Source organism: Acidobacteriota bacterium (assembly GCA_040752915.1).
Classification (GTDB): domain Bacteria; phylum Acidobacteriota; class UBA4820; order UBA4820; family DSQY01; genus JBFLVU01.
In genome coordinates this window covers 48,113-75,109 of the sequence record JBFMHB010000001.1, presented here as the reverse complement: position 1 = coordinate 75,109, position 26,997 = coordinate 48,113, and the positions used below count along the sequence as shown (strand labels likewise).

Genomic DNA, 26,997 nt, shown 5'->3' with positions numbered 1-26,997 from the left:
CGGCCCTCACAGGAGTTCCTCCAGGGCGGCCAGGAGCCGGTCCACCTCGGGCTCGGGCAGGACCAGCGGAGGATAGAAGCGCAGGATCCTTGCGGAGGGTTTGAAGCCCGCTAGGAACCCCTTGCCGAGAAGCCGGCGGTGGACCTCCGCCAGCGAGAAGCCGGTGCCGTCGGGCCGAAACTCGAGAACGCTCATGAGCCCCCGTCCCCGGACGTCGGTGACCGCGCCTTTTCTCCGGGCCAGGTCCCGGAGCGCGTCCAAGAGCCTTTCCCCCAGGAGGGCGGCCCTCTCTACCCATCCCTCTTCGCGCAACACCGCCAGGACTTCGTTTGCCACCGCGCACCCGAGGGGATCGTCTTGATGGGACTGGGCATGGCGGAAGTCGAGTCGCTCGAGGGCGCAGGACATCTCGTACGAGAAGGCGGCCGCGCTGACGGGGTACCCGTTCCCCAGCCCTTTCCCCAGGGCGACGGAGTCGGGCTTCAGCCCGTAATGTTCGAACCCGAACCAGGCGCCCGTCCGGCCGAACCCCGTCGTGACTTCGTCGACTACCAGGAGCCCCCCCGACTCCTTCACTTGTGCCGCCAAGGCCCGAACGAGCGGAGTGGGGGGGAGCCTCACGAGGCCCGAGGCGTTTCCCGGCTCGAAAACGAAGGCCGCGACGTCCTCCAGATTCAGGGCTTCCAGTCGGGCCGCGTGGCCGGCGCAGAGGACGCCGCCGAGGCAGGAAGGGCAGGCGGTTCCAGGGACCGTGATCCACTCGTCCGGCCGCGAGCGAGAGGAAGCCCCGAAGGCGCCGAGGTAGGTTCCCTCCAGCGTCACGAACCGAGAGCGTCCGGTGACCCGCCTCGAGGCGAGGAGGGCCAGCTCCACGGCCTCGGTTCCGGAGGAAAGAAGAACACACTTCCCATCCTTCATCGCGAGCGCATCGAGCAGCGCCGCGCCCGCCCGCTCCACGATCGGGGCCGTCGCTCGATAGCCCACGTGCGTGAGCGCGTCGAGTTGGCGTCGAACGGCGGCCGTGATGCGGGGGTGGTTGTGGCCCAGGCAGGCGCACCAGACCCCTGCCTCGAGGTCCACAATGCGCCGGCCCTGGCCGTCGAACAGGTCGCATCCCGAGGCCCGCACCAAGTCGCGGATCAGGACCTCGTATCCATAGCAGCGCAGGATGCTATCCATGAAACCCTCCCGGCTCCAGTGTAGCGCTCGGAAGGGCGACGGGGTTCCCGAGGAGATCCCGCGTCCAGGCGTCGGGCGGTTGAAGGGCTAGCGTTCTTCGAAAGCCTTGGCCCGCCGGGCCAGCTCCTCGGGGGACAGATCTTCCTTGTGGGTGGCGAGGGTCCACACGTGGCCGAAGGGATCCTCAAGAGTCCCCGCGCGGTCGCCGTAGAAGTGATCCGCAACGGGACGGAGCACCTTCGCCCCGGCCGCCACGGCCAGGGGGAAGGCCGCATCCACGTCCTCCACATACAAGAGGAGGCTGGTGGCGTTCCCCCCCAGGGACTTGGGGCTCTTAAATCCCATGTCCTGGTTTTCGTCGGCGAGCATGAAAGGGGAGTCACCGATCCGCATCTCGGCGTGGCCCACCTTGTCTCCTGGCGCCGGGATCCGGAGGAGCTCCACGGCGCCCAGGGCGCGGGCGTAAAATTCCAACGCGGCGTGTCCGTCATGGACGACGAGATACGGCGTGAGCGAGTGGTAGCCCTCCGGCACGGGTTTGACGGGGGAAGCCATCGAGTCCTCCTGGGGCAAGATCGTGGAGGAAGGGACCTCGGCCTGCCGACCGGCACGGATCGTCCCAAGACCCCATTGCCCACATCCTGCCCAACGCAGCGGGCCCGTCGGGAATTGCCGGAACCAGGCGTTCCATGCCTCGGGGTGGCGGATTCAGAGGCTCCGCAAGAGTTCGTCCAGGGCGTGAAGGAACCGGGACCGGTCCCGCGGCGAGAACGGGGCGGGCCCTCCCGTCACGGCACCCGATTCGCGCAGGAACGCCAGCAGTTCCCGGCTCGCCATGGCCTCCCCGATGGTCTCGAGAGTGAAGGGGTTCCCCTTTGGGCTGAGGGCCTTGGCTCCCTTCTTCAAGCAACGGTCCGCGAGGGGGATGTCGGAGGTCACGACCACATCTCCCCGGCCCGCGTGGGCGGCGATCCAGTCGTCGGCCGCATCGAATCCCGAACCCACGATGACCAGGGTGATCCAATCGAAGGGTGGCACGCGCATCCTCGAGTTGGAGACGAGGGTGACCGGGACGCGGTGGCGCTTCGCGACGCGGTAGACCTCCTCCTTGACGGGGCAGCCGTCCGCGTCCACGAAGACCTCAGCCATGGTGTAGAACCCCTCTCGCCGCGAGGGTGAGCGCCAAGGCGGCCGCCCCCGGTGCGGCCTGGAGCCAGAGGATGGGCCGCCCCGCCGTGGCGGCGCCGAAGAGGCCCGCGACGACGACACAGGAAAGGAAAAAGACCGTCACGCCGAAACCCGCGGGCCCCAGGAGCAGACCCCAGAAGAGCCCCGCGGCGAGGAATCCATTATACAGGCCCTGGTTCGCGGCGAGCACGCGGGAGGTGGAAGACGCCTCGGGGGTCAGGCGAAACAGCCTCCGGCCCAGGGGCCTGTCCCAGTAGAACATCTCCAGAACCAGAAACCCCAAGTGGAGTAGCGCCACCAGCGCGACGGCCAGGGAAGCGAGAATGCGCACGGTCGCCCTCCTCGGGCGCCCGCAGGTGGGCGCCTCCCGGCCATCCTACTACCTGGCGAGGTTAGGTGTGGCCCAAACCTTATGGCCGCGGAATCCAGTCGGAAACGGCGAGCAGGTATACGACGCCGACCACCGTCGTGACAATGGTGATGAGGACCCCATACCGAAGGTACTCGCGGAACCCGATGGGGTGAAGACCCTTGGCGAGTTCCGCCACGATCAGGTTGGCCATGGAGCCCACGAGGGTGAGGTTCCCCGCGAAGGTGGACGTGAGAGCCAGGAGGTACCAATGAAGCCGGGCATCGGAGAGTGATCCGACCCACCCCCCAGCCGCCATGACGAAAGGCACGTTGGAAAAGAGATTGCTCCCCGCCACCGAGAGAAGGGCAAAGGCGGCGATTCCCAGGGGGCCAGAAGATTCGGGGAGCCACGCCTGGGCAGCGGCGAGGCAGCCGGCGCGGTTCACTCCCTCCATGACGACAAAGAGGGCGGCGAAGAACACGAGAAGGGACCAGTCGAGCCGGGCAAGGAGGGGTTCGGGCGAAAAGCGGTTGAGAAGGATGGCCAGGGCGGCTCCCGCGATGGCCGCCGCGGCGAGATCGGCACCCAGGAGCCAGGCGGCCACCACTCCCGCCAGGGCGGCCAGGGTTTTGACGAGCATGGGTCTGCGAACCCGATGGGGCCAGTCTGCGGAGGCGGTCGTCCGCACGGGAGCCAGCCGGGAGCGGAACACGGCCCGAAGCAAAGCGTGGTTCAGCCCGAGGCAAAGGACCGCCGCCGGGGCCATGACGGCCAGGTATTCGCGGTACGGGATCCCCGAAGCCGTCCCCACGAGCATGTTCTGCGGGTTTCCGGCCAGGGTGGCCACGGAGCCGATGTTGGCGCTCGTGGCCAGGGCGAGAAGGTAGGGGAGAGGCTCCAGCCTCAGGGCGATCACGAGCGCGACCACGATGGGCGTCAGGACCAGGCATACCGTGTCGTTCAGGAGAAAGGCCGACGAGATCCCGGATACCCAGACGACGGCACCCAGGAGGCGCCCTGGTGTGGCGGACCTTCGGAGGGTCGCCGCGGCGAGGGCGGAAAAGAAGCCCGCCTCCTCCAGGTATGCCGAGAGGACCATCATGCCGAAGAGGAGCCCCAGCGTGGGGAGATCCACCGCCGCGAAGGCCTCGTCGGGCGATAGCACCCCAAGCAGAACCATGGCGACGGCTCCCACAAGGGCCCCCGCCGGACGGCCGATGTGAAGGAGGCGGAACCTCCTGGCGGCGATCAGAAAGTAGGTTCCAATAAACACGGCGAGGGCCGTGGCCATGTGTCCTCCTTGGGCCACCATTTTGCCACGCGGAATCTCCGAAGGGGTGGTGAGGACTGGCGAAGGCGATGCCGGAAGCGGTACCCTTGTCCGCGAGCCAAGAACGCTCATCGGGTTTCTCGGCGAAGGTTAGAGAAAGGGGACCAATGATCGGGATGAAGCGGTGGTTGTTGCCGGTTGTTCTTGGGGCGTGGTCAGGACTCGCCGTTCTCGGGCAGGCGGGATCTTCTTGCCCGCCGGAAATCTCCGTGCTCCTTCCCAAGGGTTGCGCGAAGGCGACCGGGGCGTATCAAACCATGGGATTCATGGGGAAGGGTTCCGGGGTCGCGAAACTTCCTTTCGACCAGAAGTGCCCTTGCCTGAAAAACGACAAGCTCCGGGCCCAGATCAGCCTGGAGGTTTTGCACTATGGAGACGAGGGGACCGAGATCTTCCAGATGCAGATAGGCGCCGTCGAGGAGCAGACCATCCAGAACGCCCTGAACAACTTTCGAAGCGGTCAGCCGAAGCCAACCCCGAAAAACGACCTGCACGCGACACGAAAGGAGACGGTCCAGGGCGGGACGGTTGTCTTGTACGACTACAAGCGAGACTGCCCGGGGGATTGTGTGCCCGACGGCGCCGACCCCGCGGCCTACGCCGTCCCGGTGGTCCATCTGGTGGGGGTATCCCACAGCGCCTCGACCAGCGTGGTCGTGAAGGTGGACGGCGACTTGCCGCCCGACCTCGCCAAGGCCGCGGTCGAGGAGGTCTTCGCCAACCTGAAGAAAGCGGCCTTCGACAAGTAGCCGGAAAATTGAGCGGCGCAAAGAACGGTGCCCCGGTCGTGGAAAAAGGAGATCTGCCATGAAGAGGATCCTCATCGGGTTTCTGGGAGCGGCCATGCTTCTGGCCACAATCGGGGCGGCGTCTCAGCAGAAGGACGACCCCAAGTGCAAGGATCACCCGCTCTTTACGCGCATGCCAACTTACTGGATCCACCACTGTGACGAGCGCCAGTTCGACGCCCACGAGTTCGTCGTGGGGATGGATAAGGGGAAGGCCGTCACCGAACGGGTGGAAGGGCACCTCTGGAAAGTTTTCTACTATCCCCAGGCCACGGCCAAGGAAAAGCCGAGCGAACTGCAAATTCTCCGCAATTTCGAGAATGCGGTGAAGAGCATCGGCGGCACCGTCGTGTGGACCGGGAAAAGCCGAGCGACCTTCAAGGTCCTCCAATCCGGCCAGGAATTCTGGGTGGACCTGACCACCGAGTTTACGGGCAAGCACGGCTTCACGATCGTGAAGAAGGAGGGCATGACCCAGGACATCCAGGCCAACGCCGAGGTGTTCCGGAACGACCTCCGCGCCACGGGTCACGCCGCGGTGTACGGGATCCTGTTTGATACGGACAGCGCCGCCATCAAGCCCGAATCCGCCGGGACCATCTCCGAAATCGCCACGCTCCTGAAGGCCGACCCGGGGCTCAAGATCTTCGTGGTAGGACACACGGACAATACGGGAGGCGTTGACCACAACCTCCAGCTATCCCATTCTCGGGCGCAGTCGGTCAAACAGGCGCTGGTCAAGGACCACGGAATCGCCCCGGAAAGGTTGAAGGCCTTCGGGTGCGGGCCCTTCGCCCCCGTGGCTCCGAACACCTCCGAGGACGGCCGCGCTAAAAACCGCCGGGTGGAACTCGTGGCCCAATAGGCGCGGTCCGGCCCGGTGAAAAAAGGGGTCCGTCCCGTTTCCAGCGGGGCGGACCCTGGGCCTAAGGGCAATTTCCTGAACTGACCACCACCTCCGGGTCTCCGGAGGAGGAGCGCCCGGCGATTCCTTCCAGGCCCGAGTTCACGCCAACCACGGCATACCAGTGGAAACTGCCAGGGGCAGGTTCCGCGGTGAGTGGAGCCGAAGTCACGGTCGTGCCACTCCAGGCCAGGCAAGCGTTCTCGGTGGTAGAAAAGAGGTTGGGCAGGTCGCCGGGGTCTCCCCGGTAGACGCGATATTCCGCCGCGTCGGGGTTCGAAGTCCAGGAGACCCCTCCCGAATCGTTCCAAAGTAGGCTGCCATCGGGGGCGGTCTCACCGGGAGCCACGGGTTCGCCCGTGGTCGAGCCGGAGACCTCCAGGCTGTCGTCGCTGTAAACGGTGTTGCTGTTGTTCGCGTGGGGAGCCGTGTAGGTTCGAAGGACGAAGAAATACGTCGTTCCCGAAAGAAGGCCGGTAGCCGCTGCCGAACCGGTGAGCTTTGAGGCGACGCTCCCGTTGTAGGTATAGGGCCCGCCTGAGACTCCGGAGTAGTAAAGAACGTACCCGCCCGGATCCGAGGTGTAGGAAACCGTGGTCCAGGAGAGCGCGATTCGATCCGATGAACTGGAATCCACGCTAAGCGACGTGGGCGCAACCGTTTGCGTGCTCCGCCAATCGCCACCCACCTGTTTCGAATCGAGGAAAGCCGTAAGCGCGGGATCGCTGGAATGGAGCGCGTTCCACCGGAGGTCCAGTTGGCCCGGGTAGAGCAAGGTCAGGTTTGCGAAGGAGGCGGGGATTTCGCCGGAGAGCGCGTTGCCCTGCACGTACAGGGATCTCAAGGCGGCGCAGTTGCCCAATTCCGAGGGGAGGGGACCCGTCAGGCGGTTGTTATGCACCCACAACCGCGACAAGAGAAGGCACCCGCCCAGGCTGGACGGGATGCCTCCCGAAAGTTCGTTGTTCTGCAAGAAGGCGTTGCGCAAGGCGGTGCAGTTTCCAAGAGAGGGGGGAATCGTTCCGGTCAGGTGGTTGTCCTGAAGATACAGGTACCGAAGGAGCGTGCAGTTGCCCAGGCCCGCGGGGATGTCTCCGGTAAGCGCGTTCCCGTTCAGGTATAGGTAGCGGAGGAGGGTGAGGTTTCCGATCTGGGACGGAATGGACCCCGAGAGGTCGTTGTCGGCCAGACTGAGGTAAAGGAGGTTCGGCAAGGCGCAGAGGCCCTCCGGTACGGTGCCGTTGAGGTTGACGCCGCTCATTTGGAGGATCTCCAGGGAGGTCATGCCGAGGATCCATGGGGGGATCGGTCCCGGGGGCAGGGGGTTGCTTCCCAGATACAGCCTCTTCATGGCCGTAAGCGGGCTCAGGTCAGGAAGAGATGTCAGGTTGCACGACCGCAGATCGAGCTGCTCGAGATGGGTGAGGAAGGTCAGTTCCAGAGGGGCGGGCGCGGGATTGAAGGGATTGTTTTCCAAGGAGAGAAGCGTCAAGTTCGTAAGATTGCCGATGCTCGCCGGGATGGATCCCTTGAGGCCGAGCTGCTCCAGGCCCAATTGAGTCAGGTGGGTCATGGACGTGACCCAATTCGGAAAAGACTGCGAATCCACTGGATTCACGCCGAGGAAGAGGGTGTTCAGGTTGGTCATCGAACTCAAGTCGGGCAGCATTCCCGTGAATTGGTTGTAGGAAAGGTCGAGATAGGAGAGGTTCACGAGGTCGGTGACGTCGGCGGGGATCACACCCGAGAAACCGTGGGTATCATCGTACTGGTTCTGAACGCCCAGATCGAGTTTGGTCAGGGACGTCATGTCCCAAAGGGTCGAGGGCAGTGTCCCCGACAGGTCGTTGAAGTAGAGTGAAAGGACCTGGAGGGAGGAGAGAGACGGAATCCATGACGGGAAGGATGTTTCCGACCGGTACGTGTCGTCCAGGTTCAATATCTGGAGGTCTGAACAAAGACCGCAATCGGGTATGGGGCCGGGGTTGAGCAGGTAGTTGGAGTGGAGATCCAGGACCCGAAGTTCGGGCAGGTCGTCGAAATGCAAGGGGAGATCCCCTGTGAGGTTGTTTTCGGGAAGTTCGATCCGCGTCACGTGGTCGGCGCCGTCGACGGTCTCCACCGTGACCCCGAACCAGGTCCCCTCCGTTCCCACCGCGCCGAGCCAGTTGGTGCTCACGGTCCAGGATGCCCCGTTAGTGGAGTAATAGAAGTCCTTCAGGGCCGCCCGCTCGCTCTCGGGAACGGTCCCCAGGAACGACAACCCTCCGCAGAAGAGACCAAGCAGACCCCACACGACCGCCCTGAATCCCGCTCTCTTTCCCATGGCTAACCCCCACCCCGGTAGGGCAAATGTGCACGGACGCCATCCCTCCGCTCCAAAATCGGGGCGCGACGCCCGCTGCCAACCATTTTGTTGATGGCATTGTAAGCCGAGAGCCGGCGGTCTGCAACCGCCCGTGAAACCGGATCATGCCCTGAATGGCGGTGAAGGCCCTGCCTCTGAAACCCACCGAAGTCCCATGCCGTAAACGCGCTCAGGCCGCGGGGATCTCCGTCGAGGGGGTGCGACCACGAAAAGCGGGTGCCGGCAGGGCGTTCGGCCGGGAGACCGGTCGGCGGCGGGCCCGGTCTCGATGGCGCACGGCCCCTGGAAGGGAGGGGGATCATGAATTGGATAGGTCGTATTTTCCCGTGGCTTCTGTGGGCGGCTTGTTGGGGACGGGCCGCAGCGGCAGCGGTCCCTCCGCAAGCCGTGCCCTTCGACTCGGGCGCCTGGACCATGGTGGATGCCCGGACCGTCGAACACCTCGGCCGGAAGGGTCTGGTGGGCACGGCCTTTCTCAAGGACGTGGCGCTCGAGGACGTGGTGGTCGAAGTGGACGTGGCGTGCACGGGCGCCCGGTCCTATCCCGGGGTTCTCTTCCGAATGCAATCACCGGGGGAAACCGAACGTGTGTACCTCCGGCCCCATCGCGCGGGTCCCGCGGGATACCCCGATGCCGTCCAGTACGTGCCCACCTGGAACGGCGTGGACAGCTGGCAGCTGTACAACGGCGACGGCGTGACGGCGGGCGCCCTCCTGCCTCATGGCGAGTGGGTTCCCCTGCGGATCGAGGTGAAGGGAAGGCAGGCGCGCGTCTACGTCGGTGACCTGTCCCGCCCCGCCCTCATCGTCCACGATCTGAAGCGGGACCCCGAAAAGGGATTCCTGGGACTGAACGGACCTCGTGACGGGTCGGCCGTGTTCAGCAACTTTCGGTACATGGACGGAAGCGGCCTGGTCTTTGACCCGCCTCCGCCCCGCCACGTTTCGCCGGGGATCGTCACGGAGTGGGAGATCGCGGGACCCGTGAAGGCCGCCGCTGTTCCCCGCGACGCCTATCCGTCTCAGGCCATGTCTGCCCTGGGATGGACGACGGTTCGGACCCAGGAGGGCGGCCTGCTGGACTTTTCCCGTCACCTCGGCCGCCTGGGGGCCTCGCCGGATTGCTCCTTCGCGCGGATTCGAATCGCTTCCGAAGGCGGCGAAGTCAAGAAGTTCCGATTCGGCTACAGCGACGAAGTCGCCGTTTTTCTGAACGGGGCGCCCGTTTTCTCCGGGGACAGCACCTACAGGTTCCGCGATCCCTCCTTCCTGGGGATCGTGGGGCTGTTCGACGCGCTCTACCTCCCGCTTCGGAAGGGGGAAAACGAGGTCCTGTTCGCGGTGACGGAAAACATGGGCGGTTGGGGACTGATCCTCCAGGACGCTTCCGCCGTGTTCGAGGCGCCCGGCGTGCGGGGAACCTGGACCACCGGTCGGTCCTTCGCGCTCCCGGAGACGGTGGTGCGCGATCCGTCGTCTGGGGCCCTCTATGTCTCGAACTACGACGGCTACAATCCGAGCGGAGCCGAGGGCCGCCAGTCCATCGCCAGGGTGAACGCCGACGGGACCATCGTGAATCCGGATTGGGCCAGGGGCCTTCGGAATCCCACCGGGATGGCGGTGTCGGGCGGGACGCTCTTCGTCGTGGAGCCCACCGGCCTGGCGGAGGTGGAGACGGCAACGGGCCGCCTCCTCACCCGGCATCCGGTGGAGGGCGCCGCTTTTCTCAACGACGCGGCCCTGGGGCCCGACGGGGCCCTGTACCTCTCCGATTCGCGACGCTCGGTCCTCTATCGCTTCGCCGGCGGAAAGGCCGAGGAGTGGCTGTCGGGGCCCGAGATCTCCCGGCCCAACGGGCTTCATGTCGTGGGGGGCGAACTCCTGGTGGGGAACGGCGGCGACGGGCGTTTGAAGGCGGTGGATCTCACCACGAAAGCGGTCCGGGTCGTCGCCGACTTGGGGCCGGGGATCCTCGACGGTATCGAATCGGATGGCGCCGGAAGCCTCCTCGTCTCCCAAAACGAGGGACGCCTCTTTCGCGTGGGCATGGATGGCCGGGTCACGAAGCTCCTGGACACGACGGCCGTCGGCATGCCCCTGGCGAATTTCGCGTTCCTGCCCGAATCAGGCCTCCTGGTTTTTCCCACCTGGACCGACAACCGGGTGGCGGCGTACGCTCTCTCGGAACCCTGAAGCCGCGGTTGCAACGACGGCCCTCAGATTGTGGCCGGGGGGGGCCGAGATGTGTAGATACCACCACCTGGGAGTGCCGACACGAAAGGTGAGAGGCGGCGAAGTGCGCCTTGAGCGGTACGGGCTCCGCGTCCTCCCCTACGACCGCAATCCGTACGGCATCGAATGGATGCGCTTCGACGAAGGGAGCCCCGTGCCCGAAGCCGTCCAGAAGGCTCCGCACGTGGCCTTCGAAGTGGACGACCTGGAGGCCGAGCTTCGGGGTAAGGAAGTCCTCATCGCTCCCAATGGCCCATCACCCGGTGCCACCGTCGCCTTCGTCTTGGAGGACGGACAGCCCGTGGAATTTCTGAAGTTGGAGGGCGAGGCGGCGTCCATGGGGAGTCTATTCCGGGGTCCCCTGAAGGTCACGGACTGGGCGGCCCTGCCGGCGGTCCAGGCCCCGGGGGCAAAGGGAACGGCCTCGGCCAGGACGGTGGACGCCGGCGAGGTAAGGCTTCGGATCGTGGAATTTGCCCCCGGCTACGTCGCCGACCACTGGTGCCACAGGGGACACGCGGTGTACGTTCTCGAAGGCGCCCTCGTGGTGGAGCTCAAAATGGGGGGGGAGGTTCGGCTCGAGGCCGGGATGGGATTCACGGGTGGTGGGGATCTTGACAATCCCCATCGGGGGAGGGCACCGGAGGGGGCAAAGGTCCTCATCGTGGATTGAATGGGTGGCGCCCAGGCGCCCGATTCAACCGGGAGCGGGACCCCCGTGGGGAAGGATTGACCAGGCGAAGCGAAGTCCATGGACCGGCTCCGCACCCATGGCGTCAGCGAGAGGCGCCTTCAAGGGGCCGGTTGCTTTGAAAGCCTGTCCAACCATTCCACCGCGTTCCGGTTGGAGGGGTCCAAGGTGAGCGATTTGGCGTAGGCTCGCACGGCGTCGTCCTTCTTCCCAAGGGCGGCGAGGCCCTCGCCCAGGGAGTCGTAGACGTTGGATGAGTCGGGGTGGAGCTCCGCGTTCATCTGAAAGACCGCCACGGCGGCATCGGGCTCGCGTTCGCCCAGAAGCTGGTACCCGAGAAGGTTGATGGCGGCTTCTGAAAAATCGTACTCCGAGGCCTTTCGGACCTGGAGTTCCCGGAGAAGCGCAACCGCTGCGCCGGCCCCGGATTTGCGGTGGGCCTCGTAGAAGACTTCGGCCACGGACCGTCTTGGAGGCGGGGGGACCCGCCCGAAAAGGACGTCCAGGATTCCGTCGGCGATGACCTCGAGTCTCCCGAATGTGCAGTTGTCCAACAAAACCACGAAGATCCGCTCCTCGGGGAGTCTCCTCAGGTGAGCGGTGAAGCCCTCGATTCCACCGGAATGGGAGAAAACGAGTCGCTCCGTGTTTCCAGGTCCTACGGGGGCCTTTCGGATGTACCAGCCCAGGCCGTAGTCGCCCAGGCCCGGCATGAACATGGCCTTTTTGCTTGATTCCGATAGCACCTGCCCTGAATCGAGGGCGCGGTCCCATAGATAGAGATCCTCCACGGTGGAGTACAGCGCCCCAGCCGCGAAGGGAACTGCCATGTCGATGTAGGAACAATTACGCACTCCGCCGGGAAAGCGCTGGTACCCTGAAGCCCGGTTCAGAAGTACGTCCCGTGCGCGGTCGTAGCCGGTCCCAGTCATTTTGAGCGGGTCGGTGATGCGCTCCCGAAGGACCTGTTCGTAGGGCTTGCCCGTCACCTTCTCGATCACGGCCCCAAGTATGTAATACCCGCTGTTGTTGTATCTGAACTGCGTGCCCGGTGCAAACTGCAGATCGCCGCTGCAAAAGCGCTTGACGGTTTCCTCCACGCTGTGCGGATTTCGGGTCCGAATCTCCTGAAAGCTTGGGAGTTGCGTGAGGCTGGGAATCCCGGACGTGTGGTTCAGGAGGTGGCGGACCGTGACCATCTCCCCTGTATCCTTGCGGTAATACGGAAGTACCTCCGAGAGCTTGGTATCGAGGGTAATCCGGCCCTCCTCGACGAGCTGCAGCGCGAGAGCCGCGGTGAATTGCTTCGTGATGGATCCGATTCGAAACTTCGTGGCGGGCGTGCTGGGGACGTCCCATTCCCTGTCCGCCAAGCCGTAGGCCTTCTTGAAAAGGACCCCCTGCGCGTCGGCCACGAGGACGGCGCCGTCGAATTGGTGCAGGTCATGGACTCTCGCCAGGTAGGCGTCTATCTGCGCCGGCCGGTCTTGCGCGGATACGGATACGCCAAGGCAGGCGCAAACCAAGGCGATCCCGATCCATCCCCCCCACGCTCGTTCATCCGGATGTCGCATGGTTCCCTCCCCCGGCCCAGGGCCGTCCTGTGCGAGATTTTACGGAATGGAATCGGGTTGGTTCTCGCGAACCGAAAGACGGGGGATAAGCCCCTCTCCCCTGCACCGGATCCCGGTCGGCGGCCCCTCCCGCAAGATGTCGAACCCCCTTGGATGTCCATGCAAACGTGGCTCGGAACCCTCCGAGAAGATCGACGACCCCGGCCACCGCGACGAATGCGAGCCCGAACAAAACGGCCGGGCCGAATCCCACGACGAGGGCCGCGGGGCGGCGGGTCAACAGGAGCAGAAGGAGGGTGATGGCCACGCACCCCCCTCCCAGGGCCATGGCCGGACCTCGCAAGAGGAGGGGGTTCCCCAGCACACGAATCCGGGCCTCCCACGCGATTCAAACCTGCTCCGCCGGCCCCCGGAGACTCTCAGGCGCCACCCTCCGCTCCCCGGTTTCCTCCATGGGTGCATCGATCTTGTGTGCGGTCCCCTCTGATCGCCGTGCGCCTATTGAGGACCTTGCAGATGTTTCTGCATCCAGAGGAGTTCGTGGCCGTACATGAGGACCCGGTTGCTCCTCTTCCCCGCTCCGTGGCCTTCGTCGGGGAATATCATGAGGCCGGAGGGGACGCCCTTCTTCCGGGCGGCCTCGTACATCTGCAGGGCCTCTCCGGCAGGGACCCGGGGATCGGTGGCTCCCTGGATGATCAGGAGGGGCCCCTGAAGCCGGTCCACGTAGGTGGTGGCCGAAAGCTGGAGAAGGGCTTCCTTGTCCTTTTCCGGATCCCCGTACTCGGAGATGCGCAGGATTCGCCGGTAGGGCGCCGTGTTGTTGAGGAAGGTCAAAAGGTTGGAGATACCGACGGTGGAGCAGCCGGCATCGTACGCCCCGGCGAAGCGCGTCATGGCCATGAGGACGGCATAGCCCCCGTAACTCCCTCCGATCACGCCCACCTTCGGGGCCTTCCCGTGGACGGCCCATTTCTCCCGGATGAACCGGGCGCAGTCCTCGATATCGGTGATGACCTGGAGGCGTTTGGGCCCGTCGTCGGCGGCGAGCCACGTCTTGCCGTATCCGTCGCTCCCGCGGACGTTGGGCTCCACGTAGGTGAAGCCTGCGTCCACGTATAGTTGGGCCATGGGGCTGAAGCCGGGCGTCGCCTGGCCCTCGGGTCCGCCGTGGAACTCCACCACAACCGGGCAGGGGCCCTCCGAAACGGCCTTGGGCCGCCTCACGAACATGGGGATCATCGATCCGTCGCGGGCCGGATAATACTCCAGGACCGCCACCGAGAAGGTTCGAGTATCCACCTCGGGGGCGCTCGGGACCACCCAGCGGGAGAGCGCGCCCGTTTTCCAGTCGAGGACCCAATTGGTTCTCGGCGACGTGGCGGTCTCGATGCCCAGCGCCGTGTATCGTCCGTCCCGGGAGGTTTCGCCATAGTAAACGTGGTCCGCGCCAGGGAAGGCAGGGAGGGGAAGTGTCTCGAAGGTCCGGGCGTCCAGGCCGTGGAGCCGTGTGTAACCGCCTTCATTGACGCTGAACAGGATTCGGCTCCTGGCGGGATCGATGTCGAACCCGGACACGTCCCATTGGAACTCCGGCGTGACGGGCAGGAAGCGGCCCTGTTCCAGACGATAGAGACGGCGGAATTCTCCGAACTTGGGGGTGAGCACCAGGAATTGGCCGGGCGCCGCCCCGTATCGGACGACGTACTCCTCCTTTTCCCCCTGGCCGAGAAGGGGAAGGACCGTTCTGCTTTCAGGGTCCCACTCGGAGTATTCGGCCGAGAGGGAGCCGGTCAACTTGGCCAGGAGAAGCCGGCCCTCGGCGGTGTGGTCCGCGATCTGCCAGAGCCCCGGCTCGGTGACGAGGGCCTCCTTGGTTCCGGTTTTCAGATCATAGCGGTAAATGGCGTAGGAATCCGGCCGGAGGTCGTTGGCGCCGTAGTAAACCCACCGGCCGTCGTCGCTCGAGAAGAAGAAGAAGGTCTGGACCCCCTTGATATGCTGGATGACGGAAAGGGGACCGCCCTCCGCGGGCATCGTGTAGAGCCCCGGGTTCTCCTCGCCGCTCCGGTCCCGCTGAACGAAGAGCGTCTTTCCGTCCGGAGAAATGCCCGCGAGGGTCGTGCGGTCCTCGCCGCCTGTGAGCTGGATGGGAAAGCGGTCGGGGCCGTCGAGACGCCAGATCTGGATCGTCCCCGTCACCGACCACGTGAAAAAGAGCCGGGACCCATCCGGGGAAACGAGGCCCAGGCCGGGTGCTCGGATGTCCATCATGGACTGGATCTTTCGCGAAAGTTCGGCGGGAAGAGGGGGCGGGGCGTATTGCGCGAGGACCTCCGGCGGAACCGTTTCGGCTCCGTGGCCCGAGTAGGATCCCGCCTGGGGGGCGGCGAAGGCGGCGGAGGCCATTAGAAGGGAAAGGGTCAGAAAGCAAGCGATCCGCAGGTTCCTCATGGGTTCTCCTTCAGCGGTCACGAAAAAACAGCCCGGCCAGATCCATCGGGGAGAAAGACCGTTCCGGTTCGATGCGCGTCTCAAGATACCAAGATACGCGTTGGGCGGCCAGCCGGTTTCCAAGCTGGTCGAAACCGCGCGACCCTCGGCGCGGAACTCCTACGGTTGAAAGGCAAACTCTGGAATGGGCCCCTTGTGCGATCCTGTGCGGAAGGGCCTGGGTCCGAAGCGCGTTGGGCTGAAGTCAACTCACGGGGGGGTCGCCGTCACGGGCGGATCTTGGAGGGAATTCGGTCCGGCGGGATCCTCGCTCCTGCAGGGGAGTGGCCGGGAACGAAAAAAGGGGCCCGAAGGCCCCTTTATTCGTGCATCGCTGACGTGCAGGTCAGTCGTTTGCGACGCGGACCTGCTCCGCCTGGGGGCCCTTCTGGCCCTGCGTCACTTCGAGGGTGACCTTCTGGCCCTCGGCGAGAGTCTTGAAACCCTCACCCACGATGTTGCTGTGATGGACGAACGCATCCTTGCCGCCATCGACGGTGATGAAGCCGTAACCCTTTTTCTCGTCGAACCACTTCACGATTCCGTTTACCACGCTGTACTCCTTGGTCTGATACATCCACCGAAACAAACCATTTGCTAGGGTGTGCGAGGGAACCTTAGCACGTTTGAAGCCGGAAGTCAAGAAAAATCAAAATCTTGCAGCCGCACTTTTAGAACAATCCGGTACGTCTCGGGCGGAGGAGGGCCTCAACCCGGCGGGAGCGCGGCTCCTCCTTCGGACTCGACTGCCCTCCGAACTTGATCTCCACATCCCTTGTCCTGGAAGTGGGATCTGTCTCGGCGGGTCCCGACCAGCCGGAATCGAGAGCGATCAAGAGTCTCGAGCGGGGTTCACTCCTCGCCAAGTGCCGAGGCGACCGTTCGACGAACGAGCGCTTCGTCGGCGAGGGCCGGCTCGGTGATGTGGCCCTTGCCGGAGAAGTTCTCATTCCAGAGGCGCGCCGTCTCCAGGGCGTTCGGGTTGCGGGCCCAGGCCCGTCGGGCGACGCCGCCCATGACGTCCCAGTTCAAGCCCGAGGAAACCACCCGGTCGATGCGTTCGGACCCGTCCAGAAGGATCCCGTTCCCGCCGTTGAAGCACTTCCCCGTGCCCACCCCTCCTCCGTTGCTCAGGACCACATAGGTCATTCCGCGCGCCACGTTGCCGGCGAAGCACTGGTGGGCCATGTCGGAAGTGAGGGAGGACCCGTCGTAAATGTCCGCCGTCTCGCGGAAGGGAGAGTCGGTTCCCTGGGTGTCGTGGTGGTCCCGGCCCAGGATGACGGGGCCGATCTCGCCTTTCCGGACCATTTCGTTGAACGTGAGGGCGATTCGGACCCTGCCCTCGGCATCCGCGTACAGGATGCGGGCCTGGGTGCCCACGACGAGGCGGTTCTTCTTGGCGTTCCTGACCCAATTGTAGTTGTCGCGGTCCTGGCCGCGGCGGGTCGGATCGATGCATGAGGCCGCGGCGGCGTCGGTCTTGTCGAGATCCTCGGGCTTGCCGCTCAGGCAGACCCACCGGAAAGGGCCATAGCCGTAGTCGAAGCACATGGGACCCATGATGTCCTCGACGTAGGAGGGCCAGATGAACCCGTCGTTGGTGTCCAGTCCGTTCCGGGCGATCTCCCTCGCACCCGCGTCGAACACGGCCTTCATGAAGGAGTTTCCATAGTCCCAGAACCGCGAACCCTTGGACGTCAAGCGCTTCAGGGCGCGGAAGTGGCGGAGGAGGCTCTCGTCCACCCTTTTCTTGAAGGAAGGGAAGTCTTCCTTGAGGAGAGCCTTGGCCTCCTCGTAGTTGAGGCCCGCCGGGCAGTAGCCCCCCTCGTATACGGCATGGCAGGAGGTCTGGTCCGACAGGAGTTCGGCCGGCCAGTCGTGAGCCTCGGCGAACTCGAGAAGGTCCACCACGTTGCCGTGGTAGGCGATGGAAAGGGGCTCCTTCCTGTGGAGGGCATCCCGCACCCAGGCCTCGATTTGAGGCAGATCTCCGGAGACGCGCGTCACCCAGCCCTGGCGGTTCCGGGTTTCAATGCGGCTCGCGTCCACCTCGGCGGTGACCGAGACGGCCCCCGCGATGTCGGCGGCCTTGGGCTGGGCCCCGGACATGCCGCCCAGACCCGAGGTCAGGAAGAGGTGGCCGCGGAGGTCCCCGTCCTGGGGAATGCCCAGGTAGAGGCGCCCGGCGTTCAGGAGGGTGATGTAGGTGCCGTGGACGATGCCCTGGGGACCGATGTACATCCACCCCCCCGCCGTCATCTGACCGTAGTTCACGCACCCCATGGCCGCCAGACGGTGAAAGTCCTCGGGCGTGTCGAACATCCCCACCATGAGCCCGTTGGTCAGGATCGCCCTCGGGGCCTCGGGTCGGCTGGGAAAGAGGCCTAGGGGGTGCCCCGAGGAGACCACGAGGGTCTGGTTCTCGTCCATCTCGGCGAGGTATTTCTTGATGAGGAGGTATTGCATCCAGTTCTGGCAGACCTGTCCCGTCTCCCCATAGGTGACGAGTTCGTACGGGTAGAGAGCCACCTCGAAATCGAGGTTGTTGTCGATCATGACCTGAATGCCCTTGGCGTCCAGGATCCTCCCGGGATACTCCTGAACCGGTCGCCCGTAGATCCTTCCCTCGGGTCGGAAGCGGTATCCATAGACTCGGCCCCGGGTGAGCAGTTCCTCCATGAATTCAGGCGCCAGTTCCTCATGGAAACGGGCGGGTACGTAGCGAAGGGCATTCTTCAGGGCCGTCTCCGTGTCCTTCCGGTTCAAGCGGAAACCTCGGCTGGGAGCCCGCCGGATGGCGGGATCGAAGGGCTTCCTGGGCGGAAGCGCGGCGAAATCGAGTTCGAAGGTCGTGGCCATGGTGGGGTTTCCCTCCCTGAAGCCCGAAGTATACCGCTGCTGGGATGTGACCGCGAAAGGCCTGTGGTACCCTCTCGGAGGGGGTGGCCATGGAGTCGCTCGGGCCTTTCGTGCTCGTCGTTGTCGTCGCGGGGATGGCCCTACTTGTGGCCGCGATCATCCGGCAAGACCGGAAGCGGGCCGCCGCGCGGGCGGAAGCGGCCTCCCTGAGGGGCTGGACCTACTCGACGGGCGGCGGCCATCGCCTGATATACAGCCTGGAAGGTCGGCAAGACGGGCTGCCCTGGCGGGTGGAGTGCCGCAGCGGTGGAAAGAACTCCTCCGGCCGAACCGTGTTCACCTGCCGAGAGGCCTCCCTGGATGGAGGGGCGGTGCTCCTCGGGGCGGCGGAAATGGCCGCCCTTTTCCGGTCGCCCATGGGGCGAAAAGTGACGGGCTGGGCAGTGGGCCTCGGCAACGCGCTAGGGGTGGAGACGGGGCCCATGGAGCAGGTCATCGAGCGCGGCGCGGAGGTGGATTTAGGGATGCCCCACTTCACCGAGCGCTTCTTCGTCCTGGCTACCGATGAGGCAGCGGCCCGGCGCGTGGTGACGGCCCGAAGCGCCGAGGCGCTGCTTGCCTTCGCTCCCCCGGACTTCGGAGGCCGCCAGAAGGCCAGGGCCCTCACCCTCACTTGGGGGTCGGAAGGGATGACGGTCCTTCTGGGCCGGTCCCTGACCTCACCGGAGGACATGGTCTCCTTCGCCGAACTGGGCGTCGCCCTGGCCAAGGAAACGCTTCGCAAGACCTGGTGAGGCCCGCCGGAACAGAATGCGCCGGTTCCTCGAGGGACCTACCACCCTGCCGAAATAGCCCCCCCGCCTCCCCGCGTTACCCTTGGGGAGGTTCCCGATGAAGAATCTCGTGTTCGCGGCGGTTGCGGTTCTTGCGGTGGGCCTGCGTGCGGGCGCAGAGATCCGCGGCGAAACCGTCGAGTACAAGGAAGGGGGGACGGTGCTCGAAGGGTATCGGGTGGCGGAGAGTGAGGCGACGGGGTCCCGGCCCGGTGTTCTGGTCGTCCACCAGTGGATGGGGCTGACGGACTTCGAGAAGGGGAGGGCCGAGGCCCTCGCGCGCCTCGGCTACGTCGTTCTGTGCGCCGACGTGTACGGAAAGGGCGTTCGCGCCTCGAACCCGAAAGAGGCGGGAACCTTGGCCGGTGCGTACAAGAAGGACAGAACTCTCTATCGCAAACGCCTGACGGCCGCGCTCGAGCGACTCCGGAGCGATCCTGCGGTGGACGGCACCCGGCTCGCGGCCGTCGGCTACTGCTTCGGGGGGACCGGTGTCCTGGAGCTGGCCCGGAGCGGGGCGGACCTCAGGGGCGTGGTTTCCTTCCACGGCGGCCTGGATACGCCCTCGCCCTCGCTTCCGGGAACGATCCGGGCCTCGGTCCTTGTCCTCCACGGCGGGGACGACCCGTGGGTCCCTCCGGCGCAGGTGGCCGCCTTCGAGGAGGAAATGCGCAGGGCGGGCGCGGATTGGCAGGTCACGGCCTATGGAGGCGCCGTACACGCCTTCACGGACCCCGGAGCCGGGACGGACGCGTCGAAGGGGGCAGCCTACGATCCCCGGGCGGACAGGAGGTCCTGGGAGGCCATGCGGGACTTCCTCTTGGAGATCTTCGGTCAGTAGTTGAAGGTGACGGCCATCCCCAGGTACTCCACCTTCTCCCGGTAAAACTGGCCGTAAGGCGCGAAACCTCGGTAGCCTTCGGCGAGGAGCCTGAGGTGGCGGCGGGCCGGGTCCGCGGGGCCGAACTCGAGGCCCGCCCGAACGCTGAAGCTGGGGGTCCAGCCATTCTCCCCGTAACTCTTCACGTCCAGGGCGGCCACGGGCCGGCCACCCCAGAGCAGGGGACTGGCGCTTCGGAATTCTAATCCTGTCTGCAGGGAGCCACGGTGCAGGTCGCGAGGGTCGCGGGTCAGGAGCCATTCTCCCCCGCCGTAGAGCCTCCAGGGGCCCTTCTCCCCCGAAATCGTGAGCTGGATCGCCTCGTAGGAGAGGTTGATCCGGTCGGGCCTATAACGCAGCAGAAACTCGTCGCCGAGGTGCGAACTCTGGTGGTACAACCGAAGCCGCGCCGAAAAGCCCCCCTCTCGGTAGGTGATGGGGAGCCCCACCGTGTAGTCCGCGTTGAGGAGATCGTGGGAGGGGGCATCCATGTCGAATTGGGCGAAGAGGGCGCCGTCGAGGCCCATCTGCAGTCCCTCTCCCGGCCTTCGGCCCAGGCGGCGGTAGAGCCCGAACGCGCCTCCATAGGAGACCGCGGCCATCGTGAAGGCGTCGAGGTCGGGATCGGGCGTCTGGCCGAAGGCGTGAAACCTGCGGAAGCCCACAAAGAACTGAGTCTGCTTCACGTCCGCCAGGAGGGGCTGAAAAACGTCTCCGGCGGGGAAAAGAGCCGATTCGGAGGAAAGGCCGAGGGCCTCGCGGGCGGAATAGACGGCCCGGCGCATTTTCCCCGCGGGGGCCGCGGGTGGGGTCGCCAGGACGACCAGGTCGGCCAAGCCGCGCACCGAGGACAGCCTCTCTTCCACGGTCCGGACCAGGGCCTCGTCGGCTCCCGGGAGCCGGACCCGGGCCACACCGCCTGAGACCTCGAGGGAATATCGCCCTGAATCGAGTGCCAGGTCCCCTTCGAGCAATGCGCTCAGGTATCCCTTCAGAAACTCGTCCGTGGGAGGCTGGGCGGCCGGCCATGCCGTCGGGGAGGCGAGAAGGAGCGCGGCGGCCATCGCCGTGGCGGCGAGAAGCCCTGGATGGGCGGAACGCGGCATGCGATCTCCTGAAAAAAGGTCGGCGCGGCGGCCCGGGCCGCAATCAGTGGGCGATTATAGCAGGGGCCGTTCGATGGGACCCGGTGGGAAGGGGCTGGCCATTAGCCGGTCCCGCTGTGCTATTCTCTGGCTCCAGGGGGTGGGAATGGGAAGCCTTCGCTTCCGGTGCGACGCCTGTGGACGGGCCTTCGCGTTGCCCGAGGACCAGATTCCACCTCAGGGCCTTCGGGGCCCGTGCGGGGCGTGCGGCGCCGTCATGACCCTGTTCCCGGATGGTCGGATGTTGGGCGCGACGCCCGTGGAGGCGCCCCGACCGGCCGCCGGGCCCGAGCCGGCGCCCCCGGAAGCTTCGCCCCTCCCCTCCGGCAAGTTGACGTTTCGCTGTCCTTCCTGCGGCCATCCCCACGAAGTGGACCCGTCGCGCCTCCCGGCAGCGGGAGCGAAGGGACCTTGCAAAGGGTGCGGCGTCCGCCTCGTGCTTTACCGGGATGGGGGCGTCCGCCTCGAGGGCCCGGAGGCCAAAGCTCCATCCCCGCAGAAGTCTCCCGTCTCCGAGAGCTGGACGGTCAAGATGGGGGATAGCGAACTCGGCCCCTTTTCCCACGAGGAGATGCGGGAGCTCGCGGCCAATGGAAGGCTCTCTCTAGATCAGCCCGTGAAGCCATCGGGAGGCGCCTGGGTCACGGTGGCCGCCATCCCCGTCCTGGCGTCCCTCGTCGCCCGGACGTCCGGATCCTCCTCCGAGGAAGAGCCCCCACCCGACGCCATCGGCGATGAGGACCGGTGTTACGCGCATCCCGACACCCCGCCCGCGCGGGTGTGCGCCCGATGCGGCAGGTTTTTGTGCGAGGCCTGCCTCAAGCCCTTGCAGGGCCAGCCTGGCGTCAAACCCGTTTTCCTTTGCTCCGCCTGTGGAGGCACGACGGCGGCGCTCCATCGTCGGGCCAAGTGGATTCCCTTTTACCGCGACCTCGGCCAGGTTTTCGCCTCGCCCTTCAAAGGCGGGGCATGGATCTACTTCATTTTCATGGCTTTCCTGGAGGCGCTCAAGGTCCCCTGCCAGTTCGCGCCCCTCGTGGGGATGGCCGCCCTGTTCGTTCTGGCCTGCGTCCAGGCCACCTTCTACATCCACTTGATCCGCGAGGTGGCCAACGGTTCCTACGACCTCCCCGAATGGCCCGACGCGACCAACTACTGGGACATGGTGGTCACCTTTCTCAAGACCATCCTGGTCGTTCTCATCAGCCTCATCCCGGTCATCCTCCTCTTCTGCTTGGGAGGGGCGGGGATCGGTGTGATGGCCGGATTGGCGGGAGCCGCCGGATCCAAGGAGGCCGTCGTGGCCGCCCTGGGCCCTCTCTTCGTGCTCGTTCTCCTCGTGGGCCTGTTCTACCTAATTTACTTGCCCATTTGCATGGCCATCGTCGCCGTCTTCGACACGGTCCTCCCGGCCCTCAATCCGATCCTCATTTTCCGAATCATCTTTCGGATCGGAGGACCGTACTTCATCGCGGTGACCCTGTGGCTGTGCCTTCTCGTGATCGGGGGAGTGGCGGGGGCCTTCCTGGGGAAGGTGCCCGTGGCCGGGGCTCTCGCGTTGGCCCCGTTGACGGTTTATCTCAACCTCGTCTCCGCCTACATTCTCGGCCGGGTCTGCTACGAGAACGAGGAGAAGATTGGCTGGCACTGACTGGCGAGCGAGGCGAACGTCGCCTCGCGGGAGTCAGTTCCGCCGTCGAGCCTTCAGGTACGCGGCGTATCCCTTGACGGCGGTGTAGGAGGCCTTGGGGGAATCGTCGCCCCGCAGAAGCCCGTAGCCGGGAAGCTGGGGCGAATCCCGCCATTCAAAGATAAACACCTTGTAGATCCAGGGCCTTTTGCTGGTACTCTTCAGGAGGGAGATGAGGTTCCCCGCCTGCCGATCCTCACCCACCTCCGTCGTCCGCCATCCCGTCTCGGTCAGCCAAAAAGGCTTGGAAAGCATGCGGTGCTTCTTTAGAATCTCCTTCACCGTTGGGCCTTCAAAGAACTTCTTGCGCCCGTCGAGTTCTCTCAGGACGTCCTTGGGCTTGTCCTTGTACACGTGGTGGGAAACCACGTCGATGTGTCCCCCCGCCTCCGCGCAGATCCGATCCAGCCACTTGTCCCAATCGGAGCCCGACAGGTGGGCCAGGTCCGGCCCCACGATGCGGCAGTCGGGATTGGCGGCCTTGGCGGCGTTGGCGCCGGGGATGAGGATCTCCCGGATGAACTGCTCCACGGTGCCGTGGAAGAAGGTGTCGGAATTGGGTTCGTTCCAGAGGCTCCAGTGGCGGATGCGCCCCCGGTATCGCCCGACGATCGTCTCTACGAAGGTTTTCCATTCCTGCGTGTCCCGCGGCGGGGAGTAACGGTCGGGACCCGCGCTGGCCCATTTCGGGGTGTACCCGAGGATGGCAAGCACGTTGACGCCGTTGCGCTCGGCGTCCGAGACGACGCGGTCCAGCAAGGTCCAGCGGTATTGGCCGGGCTTGGGTTCCACCACATCCCAGGTGAAGTCCACCCGCACCCAGTGGATCCCCGCCTCCCGCATGCGCTCGAAATCCTGGGTGGAAGGGATATGCCCGTTGACGCCCACGTAGGAGGTCCGCCCCTCGATGTCCGAGAGGGCCATGGAGGGCACGGCCAGGAGGGAGAAGGCTCCGACGAAAAGCAGGGAAAGGAGGGGAGAGCGGTTCCTCATGGGGCTACTCCTTGCCTACCTGGATCACGATCTTGCCCCGGCCGTGGGAAGTTTCCATCCGGGCGTGCGCACTCCCGATCCGCTGAGGATCCAAAGGAATGACCTCCTCCACCGAAGGTTCGAGGAATCCCCGCTCAAATAGCCGGGCCAGGGCATCCAGGGCTTCCCTGTGGCGCTCCATGAAGTGAAGGTGGATTTCGGCGTTCCGCATGAAGCCGGGCCGGAGAGAGTCCAGAGATAGCCCGGCCAGGTTCTCGGGTACGATGCTCACCAGACGGCCCCCCGGCATGAGGGCTTCCAGGCTCCGGGTCATGACCTCCCCGCCCACCGTGTCCAAGACGATGCTGGCGCCCTCGCCGGCGGTGGCCTCGAGGACCTCCTGGACGAAGTCTTGTGATTTGTAATCGATGACGAGATCGGCCCCCAGGTCTTCCACGTAGGCGGCGTTGGACTTCCCGCACGTGGCCAGAACCTCGCAGCCCGCCCAGGAGGCGAGTTGAACCGCCAAGGACCCGACGCCTCCGGCCGCTCCGTGGACGAGCACCACGTCTCCAGGACCGGCGCCGGCCCGGTCGAAGAGGGCCTGCCAGGCCGTCATGCCCGCCACGGGTATGGAGGCGGCTTCCACATGGCTCAGTCCGACGGGCTTGAAGGCGGCCACCGATTCATCCACGATCACGTATTCGGCGTAAGCTCCGGGATCGAGCAGTTCGCCCGCAAAGAACACCTCGTCCCCGGGACCGAAATCTCGGACGCCCGGGCCTACCGCCTCGACGGTCCCCGAAACGTCGTAACCGAGAATCAGAGGAAAAGTGAAGGGGAGCGGGATCGCTCCCGCCCGGATCTTTGCGTCCACCGGGTTGAGACCGCAGGCCGCCACCCGGATCAGGAGTTGTGTGCCGAAGGGATCGCGCTTGGGTACATCGGCGAGGGAGAGGGTATCGGGGCCGCCAAACCTCTGGATTGTGATGGCTTTCATGGGGGGCCTCCTTTGACAAGCCGGCCAAGTGTACCGAAAAAGGGCGTTGTATGGAAAGAGATCGCTCAGGCGCCGGGTTCAACGGGCGTCCCGAGGGGTCCAGCAGGATGAACCCAGGGGACACACGCCGCGGCGCGGGAGAGGGGCCAGCGTTCCCGTATGTGGTATGTCAGGTGACAGCCACCACTAAATAGTGGGTAGCTTTCGGTCGCTCGGAGGCGGTCCCCGTAGCCTCGGGTCACGGCGAAGCTGTGAAAGTGCTGTGAATGAGCTGTGGAAAAGTCCCGCGCGAGCGACCGGCGATCACGTTCCGATCAGGATAGACCGGCCCCGCATTTGGGGCAGAAGCGCGCCTGGGCATCCTCCACCGGGGCGCCGCACTTACCGCAGAACCGGTCCGAGGAGGGCTGAACGTCCTTTCCGTTCTCCCCCAGGCCCTCCTTCATCTCGTTCTTGAAGCCGCGGATCGTCTTGCCGAGGGCGGACCCCAGCTGGGGAAGCTTCGTGGCCCCGAAAATGAGGACGAGGATCAGAAGAATGACAATGAGTTCGGTGGGACCCAGCGTTCCGAAAAGACCCAGGGCCAACGTCGGATTCATGGCTTCTCCTCACTCCTCGACGATCAGGCGGCGTCGGATCAGCTTCCCCACTTTCACAACATAGCACCCTTTTTGTGTGGCGTCGAAGTTGGCTTTTGGGTCGGTCACCTTTTCTCCGTCCACCGTGACTCCCCCCTGAACCATCAAGCGGCGGGCCTCGCTCGCAGAAGAGACGATCCCCAGGTCGGCCAGAAGCCGGGCAAAGGGAACAGGTTGGGGAGAAGGAGGGACCCTGACCTCCTGAAGGGTCTCCGGTGCTTCCCGCCTGGAAAAGACCCGCGTGAAGTGCTCCGCCGCCAAGGCGGCGGCCTTGGGGCCGTGGTAGTACCCCACCAGGGTGGACGCCAGGTCCCGCTTCGCCTGCATGGGGTGAAGGTCTCCCGCGGCGACCTGCTTCTTCAGGCCCTCCACCTCCTGGGGAGCCATGTCGGTGCACAGGAGGTAGTAGCGCCACATCATCTCGTCCGAGATGCTCATGACCTTGCCGTAAATGTTCTCGGGGCTTTCGTTGATGCCGATGTAGTTGCCGAGCGACTTGGACATCTTCTCCACGCCGTCGGTGCCCTCCAGGAGGGGCAGGGTGAGGACCACCTGTTCTTCCTGGCCGTACTCCCGCTGGATGTCGCGCCCCACCAGCAGGTTGAAGAGCTGGTCCGTGCCCCCGAGCTCCACGTCGGCCTTGAGGGCGACGGAGTCGTAGGCCTGGGCGAGCGGGTAGAGCAGCTCGTGGATGTGAATGGGCTGCTCGGTCTTGAACCGCTTTTTAAAGTCGTCCCGCTCCAGCATCCGCGCCACCGTGTACCGGCCGGCCAGGCGGATGAAACCCTCCGCGCCCAGTTGCGAGAGCCACTCGGAGTTGAATCGGATGGAGGTCTGTTCCCGGTCCAGGATCTTGAACACCTGCCTCCGGTAGGTCTGCGCGTTGGACTCGACTTCCTCGCGCGTGAGCTGGGGCCGGGTGGCCTTCTTGCCCGTAGGGTCGCCGATCATGCCGGTGAAGTCCCCAATGACGAAGACCACCGTATGGCCGAGGTCCTGGAAGTGCTTCATCTTGCGGATGACGACGGTGTGGCCCAGGTGAAGGTCGGGGGCCGATGGGTCGAACCCGGCCTTTACAACCAGGGGTTGTCCGGTTTTCTCGGATCGCTCGAGCTTCTTGCGAAGAAGGGACGGGTCCACGAGGTCCACGGCGCCCTTGGAAAGGTAGGCGAGGGCCTGGTCCACGGTCATGCTCATCGGCCGCTCCCGGTGTCCACCAGATCTCTGAGGAGGGTTCGGTATTCGTCCGCGGCGAGGAGAAGTCTCACGGTCCGGCCTTCCACGAGGCACTTGTCCTCGCAAATCAAGCGGAGAGCCGCGGGATACAGCCGGTGCTCGTAGGCAAGGATGCGGTTCGACAGAGACGCCTCATCGTCGCCGGGCAGGATCGGGACCACGGCCTGGAGGAGGATGGGACCGTGATCCACCTTCTCGTCCACCAAATGAACGGTGCAGCCCGAGAACCGAACCCCGTGGTCGAGGGCGGCCTTCTGGACGTGCAGGCCGGGAAAGGCCGGCAACAGCGCGGGGTGGATGTTCAGGATCCGGTTCCGAAAGGCGTGGATCAGAACGGGGGAGAGCACGCGCATGTATCCGGCCAGACAGACCAGATCCACCTGGTGCTCCAGGAGCCTCATGAGGATCGCGCCGTCGTGCTCCTCTCGGCTGGGGTAGTCCTTGTGGGAAAGGACCGCCGTGGGGATGCCCCTCGCGGCCGCGACGGCAAGCCCGCGGGCCTCCGCGAGATTGGACACCACCAGGACACAACGGGCGGGAAAGTCTCCTCCGTCCATCGCGTCCAGAAGAGCGACCATGTTGGATCCCCTGCCTGAAATGAGAATCGCGACGTTCTTCAAAGGCACCTCCCCGGCAAGTCGC

The 26,997-nt window shown here is 65.1% G+C and carries 23 protein-coding genes; 7 read left to right on the top strand and 16 right to left on the bottom strand.

The features are described from left to right. Window positions 1-6: 6 nt before the first annotated feature. From AB1824_00335 to AB1824_00315, 5 genes are all read right to left on the bottom strand, one after another. Window positions 7-1,179, bottom strand: coding sequence for an aspartate aminotransferase family protein (locus AB1824_00335; protein ID MEW5763396.1), 1,173 nt, complete (start codon window positions 1,177-1,179; stop codon window positions 7-9). Between the two features lie 87 nt (window positions 1,180-1,266). Further along, a complete protein-coding gene (locus AB1824_00330; GenBank protein MEW5763395.1) occupies window positions 1,267-1,734 on the bottom strand; it encodes a VOC family protein in 468 nt (155 codons plus the stop codon). A gap of 153 nt (window positions 1,735-1,887) precedes the next feature. Beyond that, window positions 1,888-2,328: a YaiI/YqxD family protein gene (locus tag AB1824_00325; GenBank protein ID MEW5763394.1), complete on the bottom strand. Its 441-nt coding sequence runs from the start codon at window positions 2,326-2,328 to the stop codon at window positions 1,888-1,890. Next, window positions 2,321-2,698, bottom strand: a complete 378-nt coding sequence (locus tag AB1824_00320) for a DUF1304 domain-containing protein (protein MEW5763393.1) — start codon at window positions 2,696-2,698, stop codon at window positions 2,321-2,323. The genes AB1824_00325 and AB1824_00320 overlap by 8 nt, the downstream gene beginning before the upstream one ends. 79 nt (window positions 2,699-2,777) lie before the next feature. After that, the gene (locus AB1824_00315) at window positions 2,778-4,010 is read right to left on the bottom strand and encodes an anion transporter (protein ID MEW5763392.1); all 1,233 of its coding nucleotides are present in this window, start codon (window positions 4,008-4,010) and stop codon (window positions 2,778-2,780) included. Between the two features lie 296 nt (window positions 4,011-4,306). Between AB1824_00315 and AB1824_00310 the strand changes: the two genes are divergently transcribed. Next, window positions 4,307-4,798, top strand: a complete 492-nt coding sequence (locus AB1824_00310; GenBank protein ID MEW5763391.1) for a hypothetical protein — start codon at window positions 4,307-4,309, stop codon at window positions 4,796-4,798. Between the two features lie 58 nt (window positions 4,799-4,856). Further along, window positions 4,857-5,702, top strand: a complete 846-nt coding sequence (locus tag AB1824_00305; GenBank protein ID MEW5763390.1) for an OmpA family protein — start codon at window positions 4,857-4,859, stop codon at window positions 5,700-5,702. A gap of 61 nt (window positions 5,703-5,763) precedes the next feature. Here the strand turns inward: AB1824_00305 and AB1824_00300 are convergent, their stop codons facing one another. After that, window positions 5,764-8,067 carry a hypothetical protein gene (locus tag AB1824_00300; GenBank protein MEW5763389.1) on the bottom strand — a complete coding sequence of 768 codons (2,304 nt, stop codon included), beginning with the start codon at window positions 8,065-8,067 and terminating at the stop codon, window positions 5,764-5,766. Between the two features lie 342 nt (window positions 8,068-8,409). On the opposite strand from AB1824_00300, the gene AB1824_00295 reads away from it, so the two are divergent. Both AB1824_00295 and AB1824_00290 read left to right on the top strand, forming a co-directional pair. Next, window positions 8,410-10,302, top strand: coding sequence for a hypothetical protein (locus AB1824_00295; protein MEW5763388.1), 1,893 nt, complete (start codon window positions 8,410-8,412; stop codon window positions 10,300-10,302). A 103-nt stretch (window positions 10,303-10,405) separates the two neighbouring features. Continuing rightward, complete coding sequence (locus tag AB1824_00290; GenBank protein ID MEW5763387.1) at window positions 10,406-11,014, top strand: DHCW motif cupin fold protein; 609 nt, start codon at window positions 10,406-10,408, stop codon at window positions 11,012-11,014. Window positions 11,015-11,133: 119 nt separating this feature from the next. Here AB1824_00290 and AB1824_00285 read toward each other — a convergent pair whose 3' ends face one another. From AB1824_00285 to AB1824_00270, 4 genes are all read right to left on the bottom strand, one after another. Beyond that, window positions 11,134-12,606 carry a serine hydrolase gene (locus tag AB1824_00285; GenBank protein ID MEW5763386.1) on the bottom strand — a complete coding sequence of 491 codons (1,473 nt, stop codon included), beginning with the start codon at window positions 12,604-12,606 and terminating at the stop codon, window positions 11,134-11,136. Between the two features lie 498 nt (window positions 12,607-13,104). Continuing rightward, the gene (locus AB1824_00280) at window positions 13,105-15,060 is read right to left on the bottom strand and encodes a prolyl oligopeptidase family serine peptidase (GenBank protein ID MEW5763385.1); all 1,956 of its coding nucleotides are present in this window, start codon (window positions 15,058-15,060) and stop codon (window positions 13,105-13,107) included. A gap of 385 nt (window positions 15,061-15,445) precedes the next feature. Continuing rightward, the gene (locus AB1824_00275; GenBank protein ID MEW5763384.1) at window positions 15,446-15,676 is read right to left on the bottom strand and encodes a cold-shock protein; all 231 of its coding nucleotides are present in this window, start codon (window positions 15,674-15,676) and stop codon (window positions 15,446-15,448) included. Window positions 15,677-15,951: 275 nt separating this feature from the next. Beyond that, the gene (locus AB1824_00270) at window positions 15,952-17,961 is read right to left on the bottom strand and encodes a urocanate hydratase (protein ID MEW5763383.1); all 2,010 of its coding nucleotides are present in this window, start codon (window positions 17,959-17,961) and stop codon (window positions 15,952-15,954) included. Between the two features lie 89 nt (window positions 17,962-18,050). Here AB1824_00270 and AB1824_00265 point away from each other — a divergent pair, with 89 nt between their 5' ends. Both AB1824_00265 and AB1824_00260 read left to right on the top strand, forming a co-directional pair. Continuing rightward, window positions 18,051-18,755 (top strand): hypothetical protein, encoded by a 705-nt coding sequence (locus tag AB1824_00265; protein ID MEW5763382.1) that lies wholly within the window; start codon window positions 18,051-18,053, stop codon window positions 18,753-18,755. Window positions 18,756-18,852: 97 nt separating this feature from the next. Next, on the top strand, window positions 18,853-19,635 hold the full coding sequence (locus AB1824_00260) for a dienelactone hydrolase family protein (GenBank protein MEW5763381.1): 783 nt from the start codon (window positions 18,853-18,855) through the stop codon (window positions 19,633-19,635). Here AB1824_00260 and AB1824_00255 read toward each other — a convergent pair. Then, window positions 19,629-20,780, bottom strand: coding sequence for a DUF1207 domain-containing protein (locus AB1824_00255; GenBank protein ID MEW5763380.1), 1,152 nt, complete (start codon window positions 20,778-20,780; stop codon window positions 19,629-19,631). The two genes, AB1824_00260 and AB1824_00255, sit on opposite strands and share 7 nt — an antisense overlap. 145 nt (window positions 20,781-20,925) lie before the next feature. Between AB1824_00255 and AB1824_00250 the strand changes: the two genes are divergently transcribed. Next, window positions 20,926-22,470, top strand: coding sequence for a DUF4013 domain-containing protein (locus AB1824_00250; GenBank protein ID MEW5763379.1), 1,545 nt, complete (start codon window positions 20,926-20,928; stop codon window positions 22,468-22,470). A 33-nt stretch (window positions 22,471-22,503) separates the two neighbouring features. Here the strand turns inward: AB1824_00250 and AB1824_00245 are convergent, their stop codons facing one another. The 5 genes from AB1824_00245 to purN all read right to left on the bottom strand — a co-directional run bounded on the left by AB1824_00245 (window position 22,504) and on the right by purN (window position 26,981). Then, complete coding sequence (locus tag AB1824_00245; protein ID MEW5763378.1) at window positions 22,504-23,502, bottom strand: beta-galactosidase; 999 nt, start codon at window positions 23,500-23,502, stop codon at window positions 22,504-22,506. Window positions 23,503-23,506: 4 nt separating this feature from the next. After that, window positions 23,507-24,481 (bottom strand): zinc-binding dehydrogenase, encoded by a 975-nt coding sequence (locus tag AB1824_00240; GenBank protein ID MEW5763377.1) that lies wholly within the window; start codon window positions 24,479-24,481, stop codon window positions 23,507-23,509. Window positions 24,482-24,795: 314 nt separating this feature from the next. Beyond that, on the bottom strand, window positions 24,796-25,080 hold the full coding sequence (gene tatA / locus AB1824_00235) for a twin-arginine translocase TatA/TatE family subunit (protein ID MEW5763376.1): 285 nt from the start codon (window positions 25,078-25,080) through the stop codon (window positions 24,796-24,798). Between the two features lie 9 nt (window positions 25,081-25,089). Then, complete coding sequence (gene tyrS / locus AB1824_00230) at window positions 25,090-26,316, bottom strand: tyrosine--tRNA ligase (GenBank protein MEW5763375.1); 1,227 nt, start codon at window positions 26,314-26,316, stop codon at window positions 25,090-25,092. Beyond that, window positions 26,313-26,981 (bottom strand): phosphoribosylglycinamide formyltransferase, encoded by a 669-nt coding sequence (gene purN, locus AB1824_00225; GenBank protein ID MEW5763374.1) that lies wholly within the window; start codon window positions 26,979-26,981, stop codon window positions 26,313-26,315. Before purN ends, tyrS begins: the two co-directional genes overlap by 4 nt. Window positions 26,982-26,997 lie beyond the last annotated feature (16 nt).